The following is a 19,529-nucleotide window of genomic DNA, read 5'->3' as shown; positions in this document are numbered from 1 at the left end:
TTATAGCTGTCAGGACAAGATGTTAAGTGGCTTGAACAATAATAACGCCAGTCTCATGTTGTCATGAAGATAGCCTTTATTTGCCCATCAACGAACCGGTTCACTAATGTACGTATGGCTATCTTGATATTGTAGCATGCCCGTATAGAGCTGTCTTATCGCCTCTATGACAAAACGATAGTAAACGGTTGCGATATCGCGAACCGTACCATTTATTAAGGTTGTTGCCTGTCTGCATAGCTAAAGCTTTGCGAAGATATTGCGCTTTTATATCAGCAATTGCGAAGTCACAACAATAAACCTATCGCCATACACTATAATTATTTAGGTTTGTTAAATAAGATGGCTTATCGCTTAATCAAAATCAATCAATACGATGCGTGAGTCAATACGGCATGTTAGAAATAAGACAGTCGGTCAAAGGCAAGCAAGACAAATAATCTTCATTGAAGAGTCTCGTGTGGTTTTCCAAGATAAGTCTCCTTAGATTCTAGATGAAGGGCACACTTTACAATATATATTTCATACTATAAGAATATTAAAAAGGACAATTACCATGACAAATTCTACTGAAAATCTACATATTCTCATTACGGGTGCGACATCTGGTATCGGTAATCAGTTAACAAAGGATTACCTATTAGAAGGACACACCGTCTACGCCGTTGGCCGGGATGATGAGGCATTAGCCGAACTTAAGTCATTGGGTGCAGAAACGATTGATTTGAATCTTATGGATCGAGATAAAGTCGTTGAAGCTTTTGCGAAAATCGAAACGGTTGATCTCGCGATTTGCGGTGCTGGCATGTGTGAATATCTGGACATGCCAAATTTCGATAGCAGCGCCTTTATGAAAGTCATGTCAGTCAATATGGGTACGTTGTCTCATGCTATCGAAGGAGTATTACCACATCTGATTGCTTCAAAAGGTCGCCTTGTCGGTATCGGCTCTGCATCTGCTTATGTGCCTTTTGCGCGTGCTGAAGCTTATGGTAGCTCAAAAGCAGCGATACATTACCTGATGAAAACGCTACAAATTAGCTTGGCGCCACATGAGGTGTCGGTCAGCCTTGTCGTACCTGGTTTTGTCGAGACGCCAATGACCAAGCAAAATGACTTTCCTATGCCGTTTATCCAGACGCCAAAGCAAGCAAGTCAAGCCATCCGTGATGGTATCGATAGCGGTCATGAGGTTATCGAGTTTCCCAAAAAACTTACTATGCCACTAAAAGCATTGGGTACGCTGCCTGATCTGGTCTGGCAGCAAGTCAGTGAAAAGCTGAATAAAAAATAATTTATCACAGAATATATGACTCACTAACATAGTAAAAATATAACAGGGAATGCCTTTATGCCGTTTATTCGCGCCAAGCGTGCAACCAGCCAAAAAACCGATAACAGCAACATAAAAAATTCAGGCGGTCAGCCCGTGCAAAAACGTATTGCCATCATTGGCTCAGGGGTATCAGGATTGACTTGTGCGCATTACTTGGGTATGCAGCATGAAGTGACCGTTTTTGAAGCCAACGATTATATCGGCGGGCATGTAAATACTATTGATGTGGCACTACAGGATGGCAAAAAGGCAAAGAGCGCTAATGAAGAGAGTAGTGCAATAGACACCGGTTTCATTGTTTTTAATGAGCGTACCTATCCGAATTTCTTTCGTTTACTTCACGAGCTACAAGTACCGTTTCAATCGACGGACATGAGCTTTTCGGTAAAAAACACGGCGCGTCGATTTGAATACAACGGTCATACGTTAAATACCTTATTATCACAGCGCAAAAACGTCCTTAATCCAAAGTTTTGGCAATTTATAAAAGATATATTACAGTTCAATAACCATATCAAGCAGTTGCGTCAAGACTATGATAATGCACGCGTACAAGGAGAGGATGTTAGCGGTTTTACCACGCAAACCCTTGGCGGCTACCTAGCGCAAGAAAGCTACGGTAAGCTGTTCACTGATAACTATCTGCTGCCGATGGTCTCTGCTATTTGGTCGACCAGCTTGGATGAAGTGCAAGATTTCCCGCTGGTGTTTTTTGCGCAGTTCTTTGACAATCATGGTCTACTCGATGTGGTCAATCGTCCACAGTGGTTTACGATCAAGGGTGGCTCAAAACAATACGTCAATAAGTTGATTCCACGTTTTATCAAGTCGGGCGGTAAAGTGAGAGTAAATAGCCCAGTCCAGTCTGTGGCGCGTGATGGTGAGCAAGTGTTATTGACTGTCCAGAACAAAGGTGATGATAGCGATACCGAACACCTTGTATTTGACGAAGTTATCTTTGCCTGTCATGCAGATACGGCATTGAGTATCTTGAAAGATGCCAGCACCAATGAATCTGAGGTGCTGAGTCATTTCCGCTTCACCAAAAACACCGCTGTACTACATACCGATACCAGTATTTTACCCAAGAAGCCATTGGCATGGGCAAGTTGGAATTACCTGATAGATGAGAGTATTTCAGGTGCTAAAACAGGTGATAAACAAAATGACGTAAATACGAAAACACCTGCAAAGCCCGTGCTGACCTACCATATGAATATCTTGCAACGTCTAACCAAAAAGCATAATTATTTGGTTACGCTTAACCATGATATAGATGACAAACAAATCATTAAAAGCATTGATTATAGTCACCCAGTATTTGATCTCACAATGGTTGATGCACAAACCAAGTGGTCAAATATATCTGGTGCCGGCTTGCACACTCATTTTTGCGGTGCCTATTGGTTCAATGGGTTCCACGAAGATGGCGTACGCAGTGGTCTACGTGTCTGTCAGGCACTCGGTTATGATATCGATATCAAAGATGAGGTTGATCCAGCACACTTGCCTGACGCTACGAGTACACATACGCCGTTTCGCTATAAAGACCTGCCAGTAAAGGCTGACACAAAACAGCGCAAGCTAGATAAACGTCAGGTGATTATTGCGACCACCAATCAAGAGCTGGTTGAATACGCTGCGCGTCTACAGAGTGAGACGGGGGGTAGCAGCCAACCTAAAAAACGTGGTTTATTTGGTCGCCGTAAAGCCAAGTAATATCACGATATTTTAAAGAATGTATGTTATAAAAATATGACGTTAAAAATGAGACTGTCTATGGCCACACCCATTCAATCTGCTAATGCTATGCCCGCGCATGATCTAACTCGTAAGCGTCCTATAGTGCCGCATCAGTTATTTGAGGGTACGACATGGCACAGTCGCTTGCTACCCAGTATCAATAAGTTTGTTTATCCGTATCGCTATTGGGGGGTCAATATTAGCGCACTGGCAGCAGGTCACGCGCTGCCTGAAATCAGTACAGCAGCCTTCAGCGATCATAAGACTATCAGAACATCACCTTTGAGTACGATATTGCCAAAGCAATTACTGGCAAAAGCATTGCCTTTGTTTTCTGCAAAATCAAAGGCGCTACAACGGTTCTGCCCTGAAGACTATTTGCAACATTCTAATAGCCTAAGTGACGATAAAAAGGTAGATAACAATATTCAGCCTGATCAAGCATTAGAGCAGCGTTTGAGCCAAGCATTCTTGGAGCATGCAGGCAGTACACCTACAGGGGATATGTTGGGATTACTCGTTTGCCGCAATGCAGGTATGTATTTTAGCCCAGTCAATTTCTACTTAGGGTTTGACGAGCAGCAGACACCGACGCATTTGCTGGCTGAAGTTTCCAATACGCCCTGGGATAAGCGTCACTACTATGGGTTTTTGTTAGAAGGGGAGGACACCGAGTTCTGTCATGATAAAAACTTCCACGTGTCACCTTTCAACCCTATTGATCAGTTATATCGCTGGCAGGTCACAGTTAAGCGTAGCAGTACAGATATGGCAGATGAGCAATCAACTACTGGATTACAGGTTCGTATCGCTATCAATATCAGTGATGAGCGCGGCGAAGTCCTAAAAACGGGTATAAAAATATCGGGCGTACCGATGACAGATCGCTCTGTGCGTAATAGCTTGCGCAAAAATCCATTGATGAATACCACGTCTTTAGTACGTATCTATTGGCATGCTTTTAAGCTATACGCGATCAAAAAAGTACCTTACGTCAATTATGACGAAAAACTAGCTGACAGCCAGCAGAAAAGTACGCATCATAAAAAAGCCTGAACGATTAGAGGATTAGCGCTCCATAACCTCAAAAGTCAAAATCTTAAGATGCATCAACTTAAAACGTAGCCATACCCTTTATATACTCAATTCCAAAATACAAAGCACTTAGACAAGGACAACCATACGATGTCAGCACGACCGACCGACAGAGCACCAGTCACAACACTAGAGAAATTAAGCGCTCGCATGAGCAAAGTCGTCAATGAAAGCGCTGTGCTACAGCCAGTAAGCGATGGCGTAAACAATGTCGCTCGAAAACTTATATTTCGTGCACTGCAGCATATTCAGTTTGGCAGTCTTACTTTAATTGAAACATTTGCTGAGCCAGAATCAAAGACGAGCAGTTTTGGCAAGGTCGAGTCCAATGCAGCAAGCAGCTCGGCAGTGGGTCGCCATCCGCTACATGTCACCTTAAAAATTCATGATAGCGCCGTATATCGCCAGCTATTGTTAGGCGGCTCAATCGCGCTTGCGGACAGCTATATCAATGGCGAATGGGATACGGATGATTTGACTGGTTTGATTCGCTTGGCGGCTCGCAACTTAGCCGTGCTAAACAAGCTTGAAAATCGTTTTGCAGGTATTAGTAAGGCGTTCGAAAAAGCCAAGCATCAGCTACGTAGTAACGACAAATCGGGTTCTAAGTCTAATATTTTAGCGCATTATGATTTGGGTAATGACATGTATCAGCGGTTTTTGGATGATACGATGATGTACTCATCGGCGGTATATCCCACGCCTGACATGACACTCAGTGATGCCCAGCAGCATAAGCTGTCGCTCATATGCCAGCGCCTACAGCTCAGCGCTGATGACAATGTGATTGAAATTGGCACAGGTTGGGGTGGGTTTGCTATCTATGCAGCCAAACATTATGGCTGTCATGTGACGACCACGACTATATCTGATGCTCAGTACGATGAGGCACAGCGGCGCGTCGAGGCAGCAGGTCTGTCAGATAAGATCACGCTACTCAAGCAAGACTACCGCGAGCTGACGGGACAATACGACAAGCTGGTCAGTATTGAGATGATTGAAGCGGTAGGGCATGAGTACTTGCCAACGTTTTTTGCTAAGTGTGACAGCCTACTTAAACCAACGGGTCTTATGGTACTTCAAGCGATCACTTTCAATGATCAAAACTACCAAGATTATATCGGTTCGGTCGATTTTATCCAGACGCATATCTTCCCAGGTGGCTGCCTGCTCTCTAACCAAGAGCTGACCACTCAGTTCACTGAGCAGACGGACATGGTCATCAAGCAACTACACGACTATGGCTTTGACTACGCTTATACATTACGTGATTGGCGTGCTGCGTTTTTGGCACAGCGTACAGAGATCCAAGCGCTTGGCTATGATGATGCCTTTATACGCTTGTGGGAGTTTTACTTCTGCTACTGCGAAGGTGGGTTTTTGGAGCGCACCATTGGTGTGGTGCAGGTCACTGCAGTAAAACCAAACAATATCGATACCTTGCATTTTTCTGATTTGCCAGCTGCTGTTTTGAACAACAGGACGGTCTCAGATAATGAAGGAACATTTAACGATGCAGGTGTGACAGATACAGTCTCGGTATAAGTATATAAGATTTGGCCGCCAAGCTTGTGCGGTCTCATACTACCAGTAGAGTATGAGACCGATGTGCTGACAGACTTAGGAAGCTAGTGCAGACCGTCTATCAAGGGCGCCCGAATAGCGTGTCACTGCCAATGCCATCAAAGAGATAACAGCACCGATCCAAGCGGTATCTTGCAAGCTCAAGTTTTCGACCACGCTGCCGCCGATAATAGAGCCGAGTGCGATACCGATATTGAATGCAGCAATGTTCAACCCAGAGGCGACATCGACAGCATTTGGTGTGTATTTTTCGGCTTGTTTGACGACGTAGATCTGTAGACCAGGCACGTTTCCAAAGGCAAAAGCACCCCATACTAAGATAGTCAGCACCGCTGCAACTTTTGATTGCATCGTAAAGGTAAACAGCAATAAGACAATGCTAAGTGCGCTAAATATTATACTAAGCGCACTAATAGGACCACGTTTGTCGGCAAGTTTGCCGCCCCAAATATTGCCGATGGCAACGGATACACCGTATACCAGCATGATGAGGGCAACAGCAGAAGGTGCAAATTTGGTCTGTTGTTCCAAAATAGGGGCAAGGTAAGTAAACGCTGTAAACGTACCACCATAGCCAAGAATAGTCATCAGGTATACCAGCAGCAATTGTGGTTTTACGATGACTTGCAGTTGTTCTTTAAATGTTGCAGGAATGGATTGTTTGAGGTTTTTGGGTACCAGTAAAGCGCTGCCAATCAAAGCGATGACGCCCAGTACCGAGACGACCAAAAACGTGGCACGCCAGCCAAAATGCTGACCGATCCATGTGCCGAGCGGTACACCAGTGACTAGCGCAACAGTGAGTCCGGTAAACATAATGGCAATCGCACTGGCCTCTTTTTCTTTACTCACTAAACTGGTGGCGATCATAGAGCCAATGGAGAAAAACACGCCGTGAGCCAGACCGGTCAATATACGTGCAAGTATCAGCGTCTCGTAACTGGGCGCTTGCCAAGCGAGCAAGTTGCCGATGACAAATAAACCCATGAGGCTCATGAGCACTATTTTGCGATTCCAGCGACCAGTGAGTGCAGTGAGTATGGGCGCGCCAATAGCGACGCCCACCGCGTATAAGCTGACCAGTAGCCCTGCAGAAGGCAAGCTGACGCCTAGATCAGCTGCGATAGTTGGTACTAACCCAACAATGACAAATTCGGTTGTCCCGATTGCAAATGCGCTCAGCGTGAGCGCCCATAAAGCGAGTGGCATAACGACATCCTAAGCATTAAATGATGTGCGTAGTTTGACGTACTTATAGTTTGCAAAAAACAGCACAAATGACAAAATACTTTTGTCAGTTTTGTAAAGGTAGCAGTAATGACAGGACATGCTAGAACAGAAGATATAGAGATATTTTTGACGGTAGTGGATACGGGCAGTTTTACTGGCGCTGCTAACTTGTTAAATCAGCAGGTCGCTAAAGTATCTCGTGCTGTGTCCAGACTCGAAGGTACGCTGCAATGCACACTGCTAAATAGAACGACGCGACGTTTAGAGTTGACAGAGGAAGGGCTTGTCTTTATCCGATATGCACGTGAGAGTTTAAATACTCTGCATACTGGTGAAGAGGCGATTAAGTTGTTAAAGCAAGCGCCAAGTGGACACTTACGAATTGATGCAGCCAGTCCGTTTGTTTTGCATCAACTCACGCCATTGGTAGGTGAGTTTGTGCAGCAGTATCCGCATATTACGCTTGATTTGACATCGCATGACAATATTATCGATTTACTTGAGTACAAAACTGACCTTGCGATTAGAATCGGTGACTTAAAAGACTCAAACTTGCACGCGCGTATGCTAGGCAGAAGTAAACTGCGTCTGGTAGCCAGTCCTGAATATTTATATCGCCATAACCAAGTCACTGATGTCGCAGACTTGATCCATCACAAATTGATCAGTTTTAATGACGCATCAAAGCTTGCGAGTTGGCCATTGACGTCGTCCGTGGATCTTAGTTTTCATATGACCGCGAGTAGTGGCGAGACCCTGCGGCAGCTATGCTTGGCGCATCAAGGCATCGCGCTGTTGTCTCATTTTATGATTGGCAAAGACATAGAGTCTGGGCGACTGATTGAGGTACTGCCTGAGGCGGTAGACAGACCGAACAATCGCGAATCGATACAGGCGGTTTATTATAGAAACAGTGCTGTATCGTCGCGTATTTTAGCATTTCTAGATTTCATTCAGCCGCGGCTGACATTATAGTTTTTATTCATTTGATAAGGGATATCATTATGGGCTACGTTTTTATCTATCTTGCCGCTGTGGTTATTTTCTTGGGTGTTGACGCTGTTTGGTTGACGACCATGAAAGGCGCTTTTTATGAGTCGCGCATTGGTCATCTTTTGGCTGATGAGCCAAATATGATGGCTGCTGGTGTGTTCTATATGTTCTATATACTGGCACTTTGTATATTGGTTTTATATCCACAAATTAAAGCAGGCGCATCAGTTGGTCATATCTTTTTACTTGGCGGTTTGATTGGTTTGATGGCTTATGGTACCTATGACTTTACCAACTTGGCACTTTATAAAGGATTTACATTAGATACGGCGCTGGTTGATTTTGTGTGGGGCGGTGTTTTGACAGGTTCCGTCAGTGCGATTGTTGCTTGGCTTGCTTATCGTTTTCATTGGTTGAGCTAAGGTTAAGGTATATCGTCTTGCTCTCTATGATGTCGTATATATATAGTACTGACATATCGCTCTACTTGTAGAGCGGTGATTTACATAACCTAGACTGTTTACTGACAGAGGGCTGTTTGTGCTATAGGCTGACCTACTGTATAAATGGTAGGCATAATAAATGTCAAACCCATTAAGGAATATTATGCCACAATACAATACCAGCTCAACTGCCAAAAAAGCCCCACTAAACCACGAGTTGTATATGTCGATATTGATGACGCCTGATATGGCAAATTTCATCGGTAATGTACACGGTGGTGACTTGCTCAAGATGCTTGATCAGGTTGCTTACGCCTGTGCCAGTCGCTATAGCGGGAACTATGTAGTGACACTGTCTGTCGATCAAGTGATGTTCCGTGAGCCTATTTATGTGGGTGAGTTGGTTACTTTTGCAGCGAGTGTCAACTATGTAGGTAACACTTCGATGGAAGTAGGTATTCGCGTTGAGGCAGAAGACGTACGTGCTCGTACAGTGCGCCATACCAACAGTTGTTACTTTACGATGGTAGCTATCGATGATAATGGTAAACCAACCCCTGCGCCGCCACTCGATATAAAAAACGAAATGCAGCAGTGCCGAGCTGACGCAGCAAAAGAGCGCAAACAGCAACGTATGGAAAGCTCACATCGCCCAAGCTGCGACTTTGAGAGCATAAGCCAAAAATTCGATAAGCATGATAATGAGGCTAAATAAAACAAGAAACTAAACAGAACGAATAGCTTTTCAATTCTGAATATTTAGCCATCATTACCCTGTGTAACGACTCACTAAAAAGACACTGATATTGTAGCGCGCTTACTTTAAGCTGATGTGTATTCCAATTTATTCATCTATAGTAAATACGTTCAGTATCAACCTGTTCTTTAGTGAGTCCAGCATGAGCCTAAAACCATCTATCGCTAATCCCCAGCGTCATCTATCATCCTCTCCTAAAGCACAGCCCTCTCGTGCTCGCGGTGCCAGTCATCCAAAAGTATCAGATGATACCAGCCTAAACTCTAATACCAACAACTATTCTGAAATCAATGATGAGCATTCAGGTTCACTCGTTACGGTATTGATTGCGGTTGGTGCCAATCTTATTATCGCAATTGCAAAATCAGTTGCTGCTTTTATGACAGGCTCTGCCTCGATGATTGCAGAAGCCGCTCATTCGTGGGCAGATGCCGGTAACGGCACATTACTCATTGTGGCAGAAAAAAAGTCTATAAAACCTGCAGATAAGAGCCATCCATTAGGCTATGGCAAAGAATCCTATGTTTGGTCGATGATTGCTGCGTTTGGTGTATTTACCGCAGGTTCAATTGTCTCTATCTATACTGGTATCAAAGAGTGGAATGCTACGGAGTCTGAGACCAATTATACGGTCGCTTTTATTGTTCTAGCAGTAGCATTTGTGCTTGAAGGGTTCTCACTGATTCAGGCCTATAGACAAAGTAAAAAACATGGAGAGGCATTAGATATCAGCGCGATTGGCTATGTAGTAGATACCTCTAACCCAACGCTGCGCGGAGTGTTTTTTGAAGATTTGGCAGCTGTTGTTGGCTTGGTGATTGCGGCTGCCGCGATGGGTATGCATGCTTATACAGGAGAGCCATATTGGGATGCGCTAGGCTCTATCATTGTAGGTTTGCTACTGGGAGCGGTCGCTATCTTTTTGATCAGTCGTAACCGAGACTTTTTGGTAGGACATCGAGTTGCTGAACGCATGCATGAGTACGTCTTGGGCGAACTACTTAATCATCCAGATATCGATAGTGTGTCATATCTACACCTAGAGTGGGTCGGTCCCAAAAAAATGTTTATGGTTGCGGCTGTAGATATCAAAGGTAACCAAAAAGAAGAGCAGATTGCACAGAAATTCGAAGAGGTTGAGAACCTATTTCGAGCCAATCCTATATTTCAGGAAGCTATTTTGACACTATCGGTGCCAAATGCTGATCTTTTGACTTTATCAGATATTTCATTATAAACTTAATCCACAACAATCAAGTGATAATCATATGAAAGCTTTTTCAAGAAATACCATATTTTCTATGTCATTGAGTGCCGTGGGACTGATACTCATGCCTATGCTATCCACACAAGCAGCTGTGCCAACGGACAGTTCTTTAGTACGATTGGCAGAAGTGACCAAGGTTGTAGAGCGAGCGAACGATATTTCTAATAGCAGTGGTATGGCAGAACAGGTCACGCAGTCAATACTATCTTCGATATCTAGTGATAACATAAGCCAAGAAAAACGCCAACGTTTCGATGAGATTGTTAGTAAGTATAGTAAAGAAATGACAAATAGTAGCCAAATAGGAGATATGAATAAGCAGATTATCAACGTCTATATGCAGACAGCGAAACAACACTTTGACCAAAGAGAAGTTGACGCTCAGATAGCCTTCTATAGTAGTGAAATAGGTCAAAGCATCATCGACAAACAACCTGCTATGCTCAACGATTATATGGAAAAAGTGATGCCTATTGCTATGGAGTCCACTATGAAAAAAGTGAAGAGCACTGTACCGAAAATGGTCGCAGAGATTAAAGCTCTCCAGCTTGAAAAGTAGTTCGGGTCACTATAAGGTTAAAAGATTGTACATACAATAAATCAGTCGTTAAGCAATCTTAAAAACATAAAAAAGCCATCGATATCGATGGCTTTTTTTGTGGCTATAAATTTTAAGTGTCTAGTAGTCTATAACTAGTTATTTCTTAGGCGCGTTAGCACCGATGAACCATGCGTCTTTATCAACAATGCGGCTTGCTTCGGTGAATAAATCAGCTGTATCTTCATCGCCTGCATCACCAGCAGTAGCAATCGCTTCTCTTAACGTCTCTGCTACTTTTTTATAACGACCAGTTAGCTCACGAACGTGTTGGTCCACTTCAGTAATATCAGTTGGATAATCATCCAAGATAGACTCTTTTGCCACACGGCTGGCTAGACCATTCGGCTGACCACCTAGGATAACAATGCGCTCAGCAATCGTATCTGACACTTCAAGAATACGATCTGATGTTTCATCTAATAACTGATGCACACCAATAAACCCAGTACCTTGTAGGTTCCAATGGCACTGTTTACCATCTAGAGTTAAATCAATAACGTTTGCTAGGTTTGCATTTAGCAGATCAATCATCTTCTTTGCAGTCTCGTCCGAAATTCCACTTGCGTAACGTTCTCTCATATTGTACTCCGTTATTTGTTTAAAATTATTATATTGAATTAAATATCCAATGTATTTTTATTAGTTCTTATTTGATGATACTTGATCAATTAACTTCGTTATTTTATCAAGTGTCATCTACTTGCTTGTTAATTCATGATCGATAATAGCAGCTTAAATCTATGATGGAACCCCTGAGTGTTAGGCTTTGTTAAGTGGTCGTGTAAATGGTTTGTTAACCGTGAAAATCTTTGTAAATTTATCAGAGGCTGTGTGCGTTTTTTATAACGATGCAATATTTATCCGCTACTATTGAGGCTATTCGTCCAGTAAATAGCGCTTTTACATACTCGCGCTTTGCTTAATAAAAATCCTTATCAGCCAATACTTATAAACCTTAGATATGCGGCATTATTGTCCTTTAAAATCCGCTGTTTGAACCCCATATTGTTATAAACTTTAATAAGAAGAAATCAATTATGCGAATGCCTGAACCGCGTTCATCGCGTCAGTTAAACCAATTGGCCACACAGCTCCAAGGTGAAGCTGAAATTACTGGTGTCAATGCGTCAGGGACGCAAATATCGAGTCGTGCTTTTGAGATGGTCACTGATTTCGAGCCAGCAGGTGATCAGCCGCAAGCCATAAAAAAACTGGTCAACGGTATTAACTCTGATATGGATGAGCAGCTATTATTAGGTGTGACCGGCTCTGGTAAGACCTATACCATGGCAAAGGTTATTTCTGAGACGCAGCGCCCGACCATTATTATGGCGCATAATAAAACACTAGCCGCTCAGCTATATGGTGAGTTTAAATCGTTTTTCCCTAACAATGCTGTCGAGTACTTTGTTAGTTATTACGACTATTATCAGCCAGAAGCCTATGTTGCTGCCAGTGATACTTTTATCGAAAAAGACAGTGCCATCAATGATCATATTGATCAGATGCGTCTGTCTGCTACGCGTGCACTTTTAGAGCGCCGTGATGCCATTATTGTGGCCTCGGTATCTTGTATCTACGGTTTGGGTGACCCAGAGAGCTATCTAAAAATGTTATTGCATGTTGTGGTGGGCGACAACATAGACCGTACGGCGACTATCAAGCGTTTGGTAGAAATGCAGTACACACGTAACGAGTTAGATTTCGGTCGTGGTACGTATCGACTACGTGGTGAGCTGCTTGACATTTATCCTGCTGAGTCTGAGCAGCTAGCCGTACGTGTGCATTTATTTGACAACGAAGTCGAGAAGATTACGTGGTTTGATCCTTTAACAGGGAAAACAGTACGCAGCGTGCCACGTATTACGATTTATCCAAAATCGCACTATGTGACTCCGCGAAATAAACTAGAGGCAGCAAGTCATACCATCCGCGAGGAACTAGAGCCACGGCTAGAATACTTCCGTGATAACAACAAGCTGATTGAAGCCCAGCGTCTAAAGGAGCGTACTCAGTATGATCTTGAGATGATTCAGCAGCTGGGCTACTGCAATGGTATCGAAAACTACTCACAGCATCTCTCTGGTCGCCCATCAGGAGAGGCGCCGCCAACGTTGTTTGATTATATTCCAGAAGATGCCTTGTTGTTCCTCGATGAATCACATGTCACGGTCTCTCAGATTGGTGCGATGTACAAAGGCGATAGATCACGTAAAGAAAACTTAGTCAATTATGGTTTTAGATTACCAAGTGCAATGAACAATCGCCCGATGAAGTTTGAAGAGTGGGAGCGTATCAAGCCTAAGACGATTTATGTCAGTGCGACGCCTGCATTATATGAGCTTGAACACAGTGAGCAAGTAGTAGAGCAGGTTGTCCGTCCAACTGGTCTGATCGATCCTGAGATTGAGATACGTCCCGTCTTGACGCAAGTCGATGATGTGCTATCAGAAATTACTAAACGCCGAGAAAAAGACGAGCGTGTATTGATTACCACACTGACCAAGCGCATGTCAGAGGATTTGACCAGCTACCTCAAAGAGTACGACGTAAAAGTCGCTTATCTACATTCGGATATTGATACGGTTGAGCGTATGCAGATTATCCATGAGCTACGCACAGGCGTGCATGATGTGTTGGTCGGTATCAACTTATTACGTGAAGGTTTGGATATGCCTGAGGTGTCGCTAGTGGCGATCTTTGATGCTGATAAGGAAGGTTTTTTGCGTTCTGAGCGTTCACTTATTCAGACGATTGGTCGTGCCGCACGTCATTTAAATGGTAAAGCCATTCTTTATGCTGATCGTATTACGCCAAGTATGCAAAAAGCGATAGACGAGACGGATCGTCGTCGTGATAAGCAGATTGCCTTTAATGTCGAGCATAACATCACGCCAAAAGGCGCTCGCCGCAGTATTACTGATAAGATTGATACGGGTGAAAGCTTGGATGCCAATGATAATCAGGCTATCCCTGTTAAGAGTAACCTACCAGATGTCGACATCAATATATTACGTAGTCCTGATTTGCTTGCTAAAGAAATAAAACGTCTAGAGAAACAGATGCAGCAAATGTCGCGCGATTTGAAGTTTGAAGAAGCAGCAAAAACACGTGATAAAGTGCTTGAGTTAAAAGCACATCTAATCTGATAGTTTGGTTTGATAAACAAAAAAAGGTGACGTGCTTATTGAGTACCTCACCTTTTTTATGGCTTTTTCAATAGTAGGGCGCTTGTAATACGTTTTAATGACACTTACCATATGCGCACCATTCTTACTATCCACATCGCATTCCAAAACTTGTACCAGGCTTTATAGATAAGCTTGTCATCCAAGACTGAATTTTTGGAATAGTCATAAACTAGGCGTATCATTCACTGTGCTTATTAACCATTTGATAGAACTTAACTCCAATGAAAACTCACTGGGTATGTCAGCGGCTGCCAAAAAAGCTGTTATCGACTCTTTAGATATCGGCTTTCGTTATCCAGACGATCAGCGTGCAGCACTGACCACCAAAGTCGCTGAGATAAACGGCGTAGCAGAGAACCAGATCTCACTAGGCAGCGGCTCTAGTGAGAACATCCGTACCGTTGTCCAAATGCTAAAAAATAAGTCCTTAATAGAAGGTAAAAACTTTCAAGTCATCGTGCCGCATCCAACTTTTGCCTATGCTGAGCTATATGCAACGTCCATTGATATACCCGTGGTAAAAGTGCCTTTGACCCCTGAAAACTACGATTTCGACTTACAAAACATGCAAAAAGTCGCTGACGACTTTGACGGTATTAGCTTATTTTATTTATGCAATCCAAATAACCCAACAGCGACTATTACCGATACTGCAGTATTAAAAAATTGGGTAGGGTCTGCGCCAGCCGATCACTATTTTTTATTAGACGAAGCTTATTCGGAGTATGTGATAGACTCTAGCTTTGAGAGTGGTATTGGCTGGCTCAGCCAGCAGCAATCGGATAATCTGGTTGTTGTGCGTACTTTCTCAAAACTATGTGCGCTCGCTGGCATGCGTATCGGCTATGCAGTGGCTAGCCCGCAAATGATAGCCAAACTAGAGGCGTTTATCTCGATTGATAATACCAACTTGTCAGGCGCTGTAGCTGCGTTAGCGACTCTCGATGATGATGCGTTCTTGTCATTGAGTCTACATACGGCCAACCAATCGCGTAAGTTAGTTGAGCAGACGTTAGATGAGCTGGGCTTACGCTACCTGCCATCGCAAGCCAGCTTTATATTTCATGAGATAAAAGGAGACGTACAAACCTACATCGATAGAATGCGAGATCATGGTATCGCAGTCGGTCGGGAGTTTGCGCCAATCACTGGATTTAATCGGCTAACGCTTGGCAGACCTGATGAGATGGCAGTATTTGTAAAAGTGCTCAAATCATTTCGTGATAAAGGCTGGGTTTAGTTGGATTCGTTAAGGTAGTTTGATAATGCAGTAGGGAAGTTGCCACTGAGCAATTTCATTTTCTGCTTTATATCTATTCATCTATGTTCCGACACCAAAATTGACCGCGGGTTTTTACCAACATCAAACGCAGTTTTACATATTGTACCTTAAATAGCTTTTGTCTATCTTATAGGATGGTTCAGTAATGCATGACCCGATAAGCACATATATAAATGTCGTATAAATAATATACAACTGGGCATGCTCACTTATCTGATAATTATAAAGTTAGGGATGTACTGTACTATGTTTGATATCAAGTCGTTTTTTAAAAGAGAAGTAGAAAAAAAGCTCATCAACGTGGATGATTATATTTTTATGCCTGAGCGGGTAGAGATGGAGCTTGAAGGGGGTCGATTGAACTGTGTACTAAATAGTGACGGCCGCGTAGATATTTTTTATAGCAAAGAAGGGGTGACAGAAGTAGGTTCGGCATCGCGTAAGCACCCATTTACAGCATTTGAGAAAGAGCTGTATCATGGTATCTATGATGACGTAATCGATGATTTAATCAAGGAAGTAGATAAAATTATTGATAGCTCTTCTAAGTACTTTCGTCGTAGCCAAGTGCTTCCTTTTACTGCTGCTATATCACAAAATCCAGTGGACGAAAACAAGTTCTAGGCTGCGTAGTATAGAGCTGAGTAGAAAAAAAGGGGTGCATTACTTATAGTGCACCCCTTTTTTTCTCTATTTTTTAACGCTTATATATTCTACTGAACAAAACTTGCATAGCAGCTCTGCAGTGATTTTGCGACTACTTGCGCTACCAACTGAGTACGATACTGAGAGTCAATAGCGGCATTGCCCAACTCAACAATGGTGACCTGCTGTGGTGCTTGCTCGCTGACACAACCACAAACGTTGGTTTTAACAGATTCTTGCTGTGCTTCCGTCATGGCGACGCTGGCAACACGCCAAGCGGTTTGTTTTTCAATTTGGCTACGGCATTGGTTGTCGATCGCAGCTCTAAAGACATTCATACCAATCTCGTTTGCGGTGCCGATTGCTGTACCTGTACCGTTATTTGTAGCACCTGTTGTGGTACATCCAGCTAGCGCAAAAGTGGCTAGCATGACTGTTGAAGCCAAAAGTTTTTTCATGAATTAATCCTTTAAGGTGTTGGGTAGTCTCTAAAGCTACATATTATCAGTAAAACATCGCAATGACATCATGAACCAATGGCTGGGGTCAGCTTTCAACTAGATAACGCATAAAAAAGCCAGCTAAGAGAATGTCTCTCAGCTGGCTTTTTGCAAAATATGGCTGATATTAGACGTTTTTGCCGTGCTCTTTTTGCTGAATGTCTTTTGCTAGCTTGTAGCATTCATTGATATGGTCAGTAGCGATCTTCTTAAAGATGGTATAGCCCATAGTAGCAGCAACCAATTGACCGCCCAATGGGATAAACTTAGTAACCTGTTTTGCAGCGATGCGACCACCGAAGCCTTGGATTGTCTTTTTGACGATACCACGTGTCGCCATCAGACCAGCAAAGTCTACCGTACGGTCTTTAACAGCACTCCAATGCACTTCACGTGACTCTAAATTGATGGCTGACTGACGATCTTCAATCAAACCAAAGCGCTCACTGATTTCAGGAATCAATTGCGTCAACATACCAGCATCGACCGCCACATCAAAAAACGGTACAGGAATAACAGCAACACCTGCAGATACTCTGGCGCGCTTTTTTACCATGCCTAGGCATTCTTTTTTGACTTGATCAAGATCCAAGCTAGGATCGATTGTATTCGGTAGTTTTTCAGCAGCTGGGGTGGTTTTCATAAAGTGTCCTTATAAATGGTTAAAATATTGATAATTAAAATTTCAATAAATAGCAAGTCTCTCAGTTGTTTACTATTCTATGTATTTATCAGCGGCATACAATCATTGCTTTGTAGCAAAATGCAGAAAAGTACGGTCACTATGCACCCTTTTTGTAAATACAGGACTGCCTGTGCCTATACATGTCAGCCTTTACATGATGATGAAAATACAAATCAATCACCTATCTAAAGTGTTTGCGAAGCTAATATTTTGATAAGCATATGCAACCATGAATAGTATACAGAGGCATTATAAATTGTCGTTGTGAGCACGCTCTAAAGCCAGTAGAATACGTTCATGCTAAATTTAACCTCCCGTTATACTGGTACTCGCATCGACGAGCTACCCACTGCGTTGCAACCACTTGCCGCCCAATCTTTCACACTTGCCCGACTGTATGCAGGGCGAGGTATCATGGAGCCTGATGAGCTTGAGACAGCTTTGTCTGGTCTGTTGCCAGCTGATATGCTGCACGGTGTTACTGACGCTGTCCATCTATTAGATACTGCTATCGATGAGCGTAAGCGAATCCTTATTGTTGGGGATTTTGACTGCGATGGCGCAACCAGTACCGCACTGATGATGCGTGCGCTGACTGCGATGGATGCGGTTGTTGATTTTTTAGTGCCAGATCGATTTAAGTATGGTTATGGACTCACGCCAGAGATTGTTGAGCTAGGGATTGAGACTTATCGTCCAGATCTGATAGTGACAGTCGATAACGGTATTTCTAGCCATGAAGGCGTGGCGCGCGCCCAAGCTGATGGTATTACGGTGATTATCACTGACCATCATCTCACGACTAAAGAGACACCACCTGCTGAGGCCGTCGTAAACCCTAATCAACTTGCTTGCGACTTTACTAGTAAAGCACTGGTAGGGGTTGGCGTAGCATTTTATGTCCTTGGACGACTGGCAAAGCTGCGCCGCCAAGCGGGCAAGTCTACAGTACAGGTCAGTCAGTATCTGGACTTAGTTGCGCTTGGAACCATTGCAGATGTTGGCGTACTCGATAAGAATAACCGTATCTTGGTACATCATGGATTGTCTGCTATTCGTCAAGGTCGCTGCTGTATGGGTATATTGGCATTACTTGAGCAAGCAGGCCGTGACCCGAAACAGCTTCAGGCACAGGATTTTGGTTTTGTGTTAGGACCACGTATCAATGCTGCTGGACGTATGGATAACATGCGTATTGGGATTGAGTGCTTATTAACTGAAGATTGGAGTACTGCGCAGCGTTTGGCGCAAGAGCTTGAACAGCTGAATCGTACACGTCGTCATGTAGAAGGCGAGATGCGGGCACAAGCAGATAGTATTGTGCAGGCATTAACCACTGACAATATTCATGATAGCGGTGTCAATATTGAGACTGATGTTAATACTGATGAGCATATAGGCGATAACCAGAATGAGAGTCATGATGATGTAATCACTTTAGAGGCTACCCCTGGTCTGGCAAGCAAGACAGGCGCTCGTAGTATCGTTCTGTATCAAGATGACTGGCATCAAGGTGTCATTGGCATTGTCGCTGGTCGATTGAAAGAAAGCCACTATCTACCTAGTATCGTTTTTGCGCCAGCAGATACTGAGCATACGGATGCAGACAGTGCCATCAAAGGCTCGGCACGGTCTATCCCCGGCATCCATATTCGTGATGCGATTGAACAAGTCGCCGAGCGATATCCGGATTTGATCAGCCATTTTGGTGGTCACGCGATGGCAGCAGGCTTGACCCTCAAACGCCGTAACTTTGAAGCATTTGTTACCGCATTCAATGAAGTAATGGCTCAAATGAACGACGACGTGTTTGCAGAGCAAAAATTCACTGATGGGTCTTTGCAGGCGAGTGACTTTAGTCTATGGTTTGCTGAACATCTCGCAGATGCCAGTATTTGGGGTCATGGGTTTGCACCGCCACTGTTTGATGGTGTCTTTGAAGTGCTCAGCTTTAAAATATTAAAAGACAAGCATCTGAAGCTGTCGCTGCGCTATCCAGACGTTCAGTATCCAATTGATGCAATTTGCTTTAATTTTGACAATGATGCTTGGGATTACCGTGCCAAAAAAGTACATTTGCTGTTTCAGTTAGATATTAATGAATGGAATGGCAAGCAAAGCCTACAGCTGATGATAAAAGATCTAGCGGTAGTAGAACAGGGCTAAGACTAAAATAG

General features: G+C 43.4%; 17 protein-coding genes. 13 read left to right on the top strand and 4 right to left on the bottom strand.

What is annotated here, in order from left to right; all coding sequences use genetic code 11:
- Positions 1–556 precede the first annotated feature (556 nt).
- The 4 genes from AC5JPY_RS03615 to AC5JPY_RS03600 all read left to right on the top strand — a co-directional run bounded on the left by AC5JPY_RS03615 (position 557) and on the right by AC5JPY_RS03600 (position 5,719).
- Positions 557–1,294: an SDR family NAD(P)-dependent oxidoreductase gene (locus AC5JPY_RS03615; RefSeq protein WP_493852141.1), complete on the top strand. Its 738-nt coding sequence runs from the start codon at positions 557–559 to the stop codon at positions 1,292–1,294.
- Between the two features lie 57 nt (positions 1,295–1,351).
- Entirely contained in the window at positions 1,352–3,055 is a 1,704-nt protein-coding gene (locus AC5JPY_RS03610; RefSeq protein ID WP_443526147.1) for an NAD(P)/FAD-dependent oxidoreductase, read from the top strand.
- A 60-nt stretch (positions 3,056–3,115) separates the two neighbouring features.
- Positions 3,116–4,135, top strand: a complete 1,020-nt coding sequence (locus AC5JPY_RS03605) for a DUF1365 domain-containing protein (protein ID WP_443526149.1) — start codon at positions 3,116–3,118, stop codon at positions 4,133–4,135.
- A 129-nt stretch (positions 4,136–4,264) separates the two neighbouring features.
- Positions 4,265–5,719 carry a class I SAM-dependent methyltransferase gene (locus tag AC5JPY_RS03600; RefSeq protein ID WP_443526151.1) on the top strand — a complete coding sequence of 485 codons (1,455 nt, stop codon included), beginning with the start codon at positions 4,265–4,267 and terminating at the stop codon, positions 5,717–5,719.
- Positions 5,720–5,794: 75 nt separating this feature from the next.
- Here AC5JPY_RS03600 and AC5JPY_RS03595 read toward each other — a convergent pair whose 3' ends face one another.
- Positions 5,795–6,967: an MFS transporter gene (locus tag AC5JPY_RS03595; RefSeq protein ID WP_443526153.1), complete on the bottom strand. Its 1,173-nt coding sequence runs from the start codon at positions 6,965–6,967 to the stop codon at positions 5,795–5,797.
- Positions 6,968–7,075: 108 nt separating this feature from the next.
- Between AC5JPY_RS03595 and AC5JPY_RS03590 the strand changes: the two genes are divergently transcribed.
- The 5 genes from AC5JPY_RS03590 to AC5JPY_RS03570 all read left to right on the top strand — a co-directional run bounded on the left by AC5JPY_RS03590 (position 7,076) and on the right by AC5JPY_RS03570 (position 11,007).
- Positions 7,076–7,963, top strand: a complete 888-nt coding sequence (locus tag AC5JPY_RS03590; RefSeq protein ID WP_443526155.1) for a LysR family transcriptional regulator — start codon at positions 7,076–7,078, stop codon at positions 7,961–7,963.
- 29 nt (positions 7,964–7,992) lie between these two features.
- A complete protein-coding gene (locus AC5JPY_RS03585; RefSeq protein WP_319050595.1) occupies positions 7,993–8,403 on the top strand; it encodes a DUF2177 family protein in 411 nt (136 codons plus the stop codon).
- Positions 8,404–8,587: 184 nt separating this feature from the next.
- Entirely contained in the window at positions 8,588–9,139 is a 552-nt protein-coding gene (locus AC5JPY_RS03580) for an acyl-CoA thioesterase (protein ID WP_443526156.1), read from the top strand.
- Positions 9,140–9,323: 184 nt separating this feature from the next.
- Complete coding sequence (locus AC5JPY_RS03575) at positions 9,324–10,418, top strand: cation diffusion facilitator family transporter (RefSeq protein WP_493852140.1); 1,095 nt, start codon at positions 9,324–9,326, stop codon at positions 10,416–10,418.
- A 31-nt stretch (positions 10,419–10,449) separates the two neighbouring features.
- Entirely contained in the window at positions 10,450–11,007 is a 558-nt protein-coding gene (locus tag AC5JPY_RS03570) for a DUF2059 domain-containing protein (protein WP_493852139.1), read from the top strand.
- Between the two features lie 138 nt (positions 11,008–11,145).
- On the opposite strand, the gene dps is transcribed toward AC5JPY_RS03570, so the two are convergent.
- Complete coding sequence (gene dps, locus AC5JPY_RS03565) at positions 11,146–11,628, bottom strand: DNA starvation/stationary phase protection protein Dps (RefSeq protein ID WP_319050592.1); 483 nt, start codon at positions 11,626–11,628, stop codon at positions 11,146–11,148.
- 458 nt (positions 11,629–12,086) lie between these two features.
- Between dps and uvrB the strand changes: the two genes are divergently transcribed.
- The 3 genes from uvrB (at position 12,087) to AC5JPY_RS03550 (ending at position 16,146) form a co-directional block, all read left to right on the top strand.
- On the top strand, positions 12,087–14,198 hold the full coding sequence (gene uvrB / locus AC5JPY_RS03560; RefSeq protein ID WP_319050591.1) for an excinuclease ABC subunit UvrB: 2,112 nt from the start codon (positions 12,087–12,089) through the stop codon (positions 14,196–14,198).
- Between the two features lie 229 nt (positions 14,199–14,427).
- A complete protein-coding gene (locus AC5JPY_RS03555) occupies positions 14,428–15,480 on the top strand; it encodes a pyridoxal phosphate-dependent aminotransferase (protein ID WP_493852138.1) in 1,053 nt (350 codons plus the stop codon).
- Positions 15,481–15,768: 288 nt separating this feature from the next.
- Entirely contained in the window at positions 15,769–16,146 is a 378-nt protein-coding gene (locus AC5JPY_RS03550) for a hypothetical protein (protein ID WP_319050589.1), read from the top strand.
- 89 nt (positions 16,147–16,235) lie between these two features.
- Here AC5JPY_RS03550 and AC5JPY_RS03545 read toward each other — a convergent pair whose 3' ends face one another.
- A complete protein-coding gene (locus AC5JPY_RS03545) occupies positions 16,236–16,625 on the bottom strand; it encodes a hypothetical protein (RefSeq protein ID WP_443526166.1) in 390 nt (129 codons plus the stop codon).
- Between the two features lie 169 nt (positions 16,626–16,794).
- Positions 16,795–17,310, bottom strand: coding sequence for a hypothetical protein (locus AC5JPY_RS03540; RefSeq protein WP_319050587.1), 516 nt, complete (start codon positions 17,308–17,310; stop codon positions 16,795–16,797).
- 339 nt (positions 17,311–17,649) lie between these two features.
- On the opposite strand from AC5JPY_RS03540, the gene recJ reads away from it, so the two are divergent.
- Positions 17,650–19,518 carry a single-stranded-DNA-specific exonuclease RecJ gene (gene recJ, locus AC5JPY_RS03535; protein ID WP_493852137.1) on the top strand — a complete coding sequence of 623 codons (1,869 nt, stop codon included), beginning with the start codon at positions 17,650–17,652 and terminating at the stop codon, positions 19,516–19,518.
- The last annotated feature ends 11 nt before the right edge of the window (positions 19,519–19,529 follow it).

It is taken from the genome of Psychrobacter sp. H27 (genome assembly GCF_059072655.1).
Note: the sequence above shows the minus strand (reverse complement) of the source record. Positions and strands in the feature narration are given on the sequence as shown.

Bases quoted from the DNA above. Each gene is read 5' to 3' on its own strand.
- dps (WP_319050592.1), bottom strand. From the start codon at position 11,628: ATGAGAGAACGTTACGCAAGTGGAATTTCGGACGAGACTGCAAAGAAG.
- AC5JPY_RS03595 (WP_443526153.1), bottom strand. From the start codon at position 6,967: ATGCCACTCGCTTTATGGGCGCTCACGCTGAGCGCATTTGCAATCGGG.
- AC5JPY_RS03545 (WP_443526166.1), bottom strand. From the start codon at position 16,625: ATGAAAAAACTTTTGGCTTCAACAGTCATGCTAGCCACTTTTGCGCTA.
- AC5JPY_RS03585 (WP_319050595.1), top strand. From the start codon at position 7,993: ATGGGCTACGTTTTTATCTATCTTGCCGCTGTGGTTATTTTCTTGGGT.
- AC5JPY_RS03605 (WP_443526149.1), top strand. From the start codon at position 3,116: ATGGCCACACCCATTCAATCTGCTAATGCTATGCCCGCGCATGATCTA.
- AC5JPY_RS03550 (WP_319050589.1), top strand. From the start codon at position 15,769: ATGTTTGATATCAAGTCGTTTTTTAAAAGAGAAGTAGAAAAAAAGCTC.
- recJ (WP_493852137.1), top strand. From the start codon at position 17,650: ATGCTAAATTTAACCTCCCGTTATACTGGTACTCGCATCGACGAGCTA.
- uvrB (WP_319050591.1), top strand. From the start codon at position 12,087: ATGCGAATGCCTGAACCGCGTTCATCGCGTCAGTTAAACCAATTGGCC.
- AC5JPY_RS03540 (WP_319050587.1), bottom strand. From the start codon at position 17,310: ATGAAAACCACCCCAGCTGCTGAAAAACTACCGAATACAATCGATCCT.
- AC5JPY_RS03575 (WP_493852140.1), top strand. From the start codon at position 9,324: ATGAGCCTAAAACCATCTATCGCTAATCCCCAGCGTCATCTATCATCC.
- AC5JPY_RS03600 (WP_443526151.1), top strand. From the start codon at position 4,265: ATGTCAGCACGACCGACCGACAGAGCACCAGTCACAACACTAGAGAAA.
- AC5JPY_RS03580 (WP_443526156.1), top strand. From the start codon at position 8,588: ATGCCACAATACAATACCAGCTCAACTGCCAAAAAAGCCCCACTAAAC.
- AC5JPY_RS03615 (WP_493852141.1), top strand. From the start codon at position 557: ATGACAAATTCTACTGAAAATCTACATATTCTCATTACGGGTGCGACA.
- AC5JPY_RS03590 (WP_443526155.1), top strand. From the start codon at position 7,076: ATGACAGGACATGCTAGAACAGAAGATATAGAGATATTTTTGACGGTA.
- AC5JPY_RS03570 (WP_493852139.1), top strand. From the start codon at position 10,450: ATGAAAGCTTTTTCAAGAAATACCATATTTTCTATGTCATTGAGTGCC.
- AC5JPY_RS03610 (WP_443526147.1), top strand. From the start codon at position 1,352: ATGCCGTTTATTCGCGCCAAGCGTGCAACCAGCCAAAAAACCGATAAC.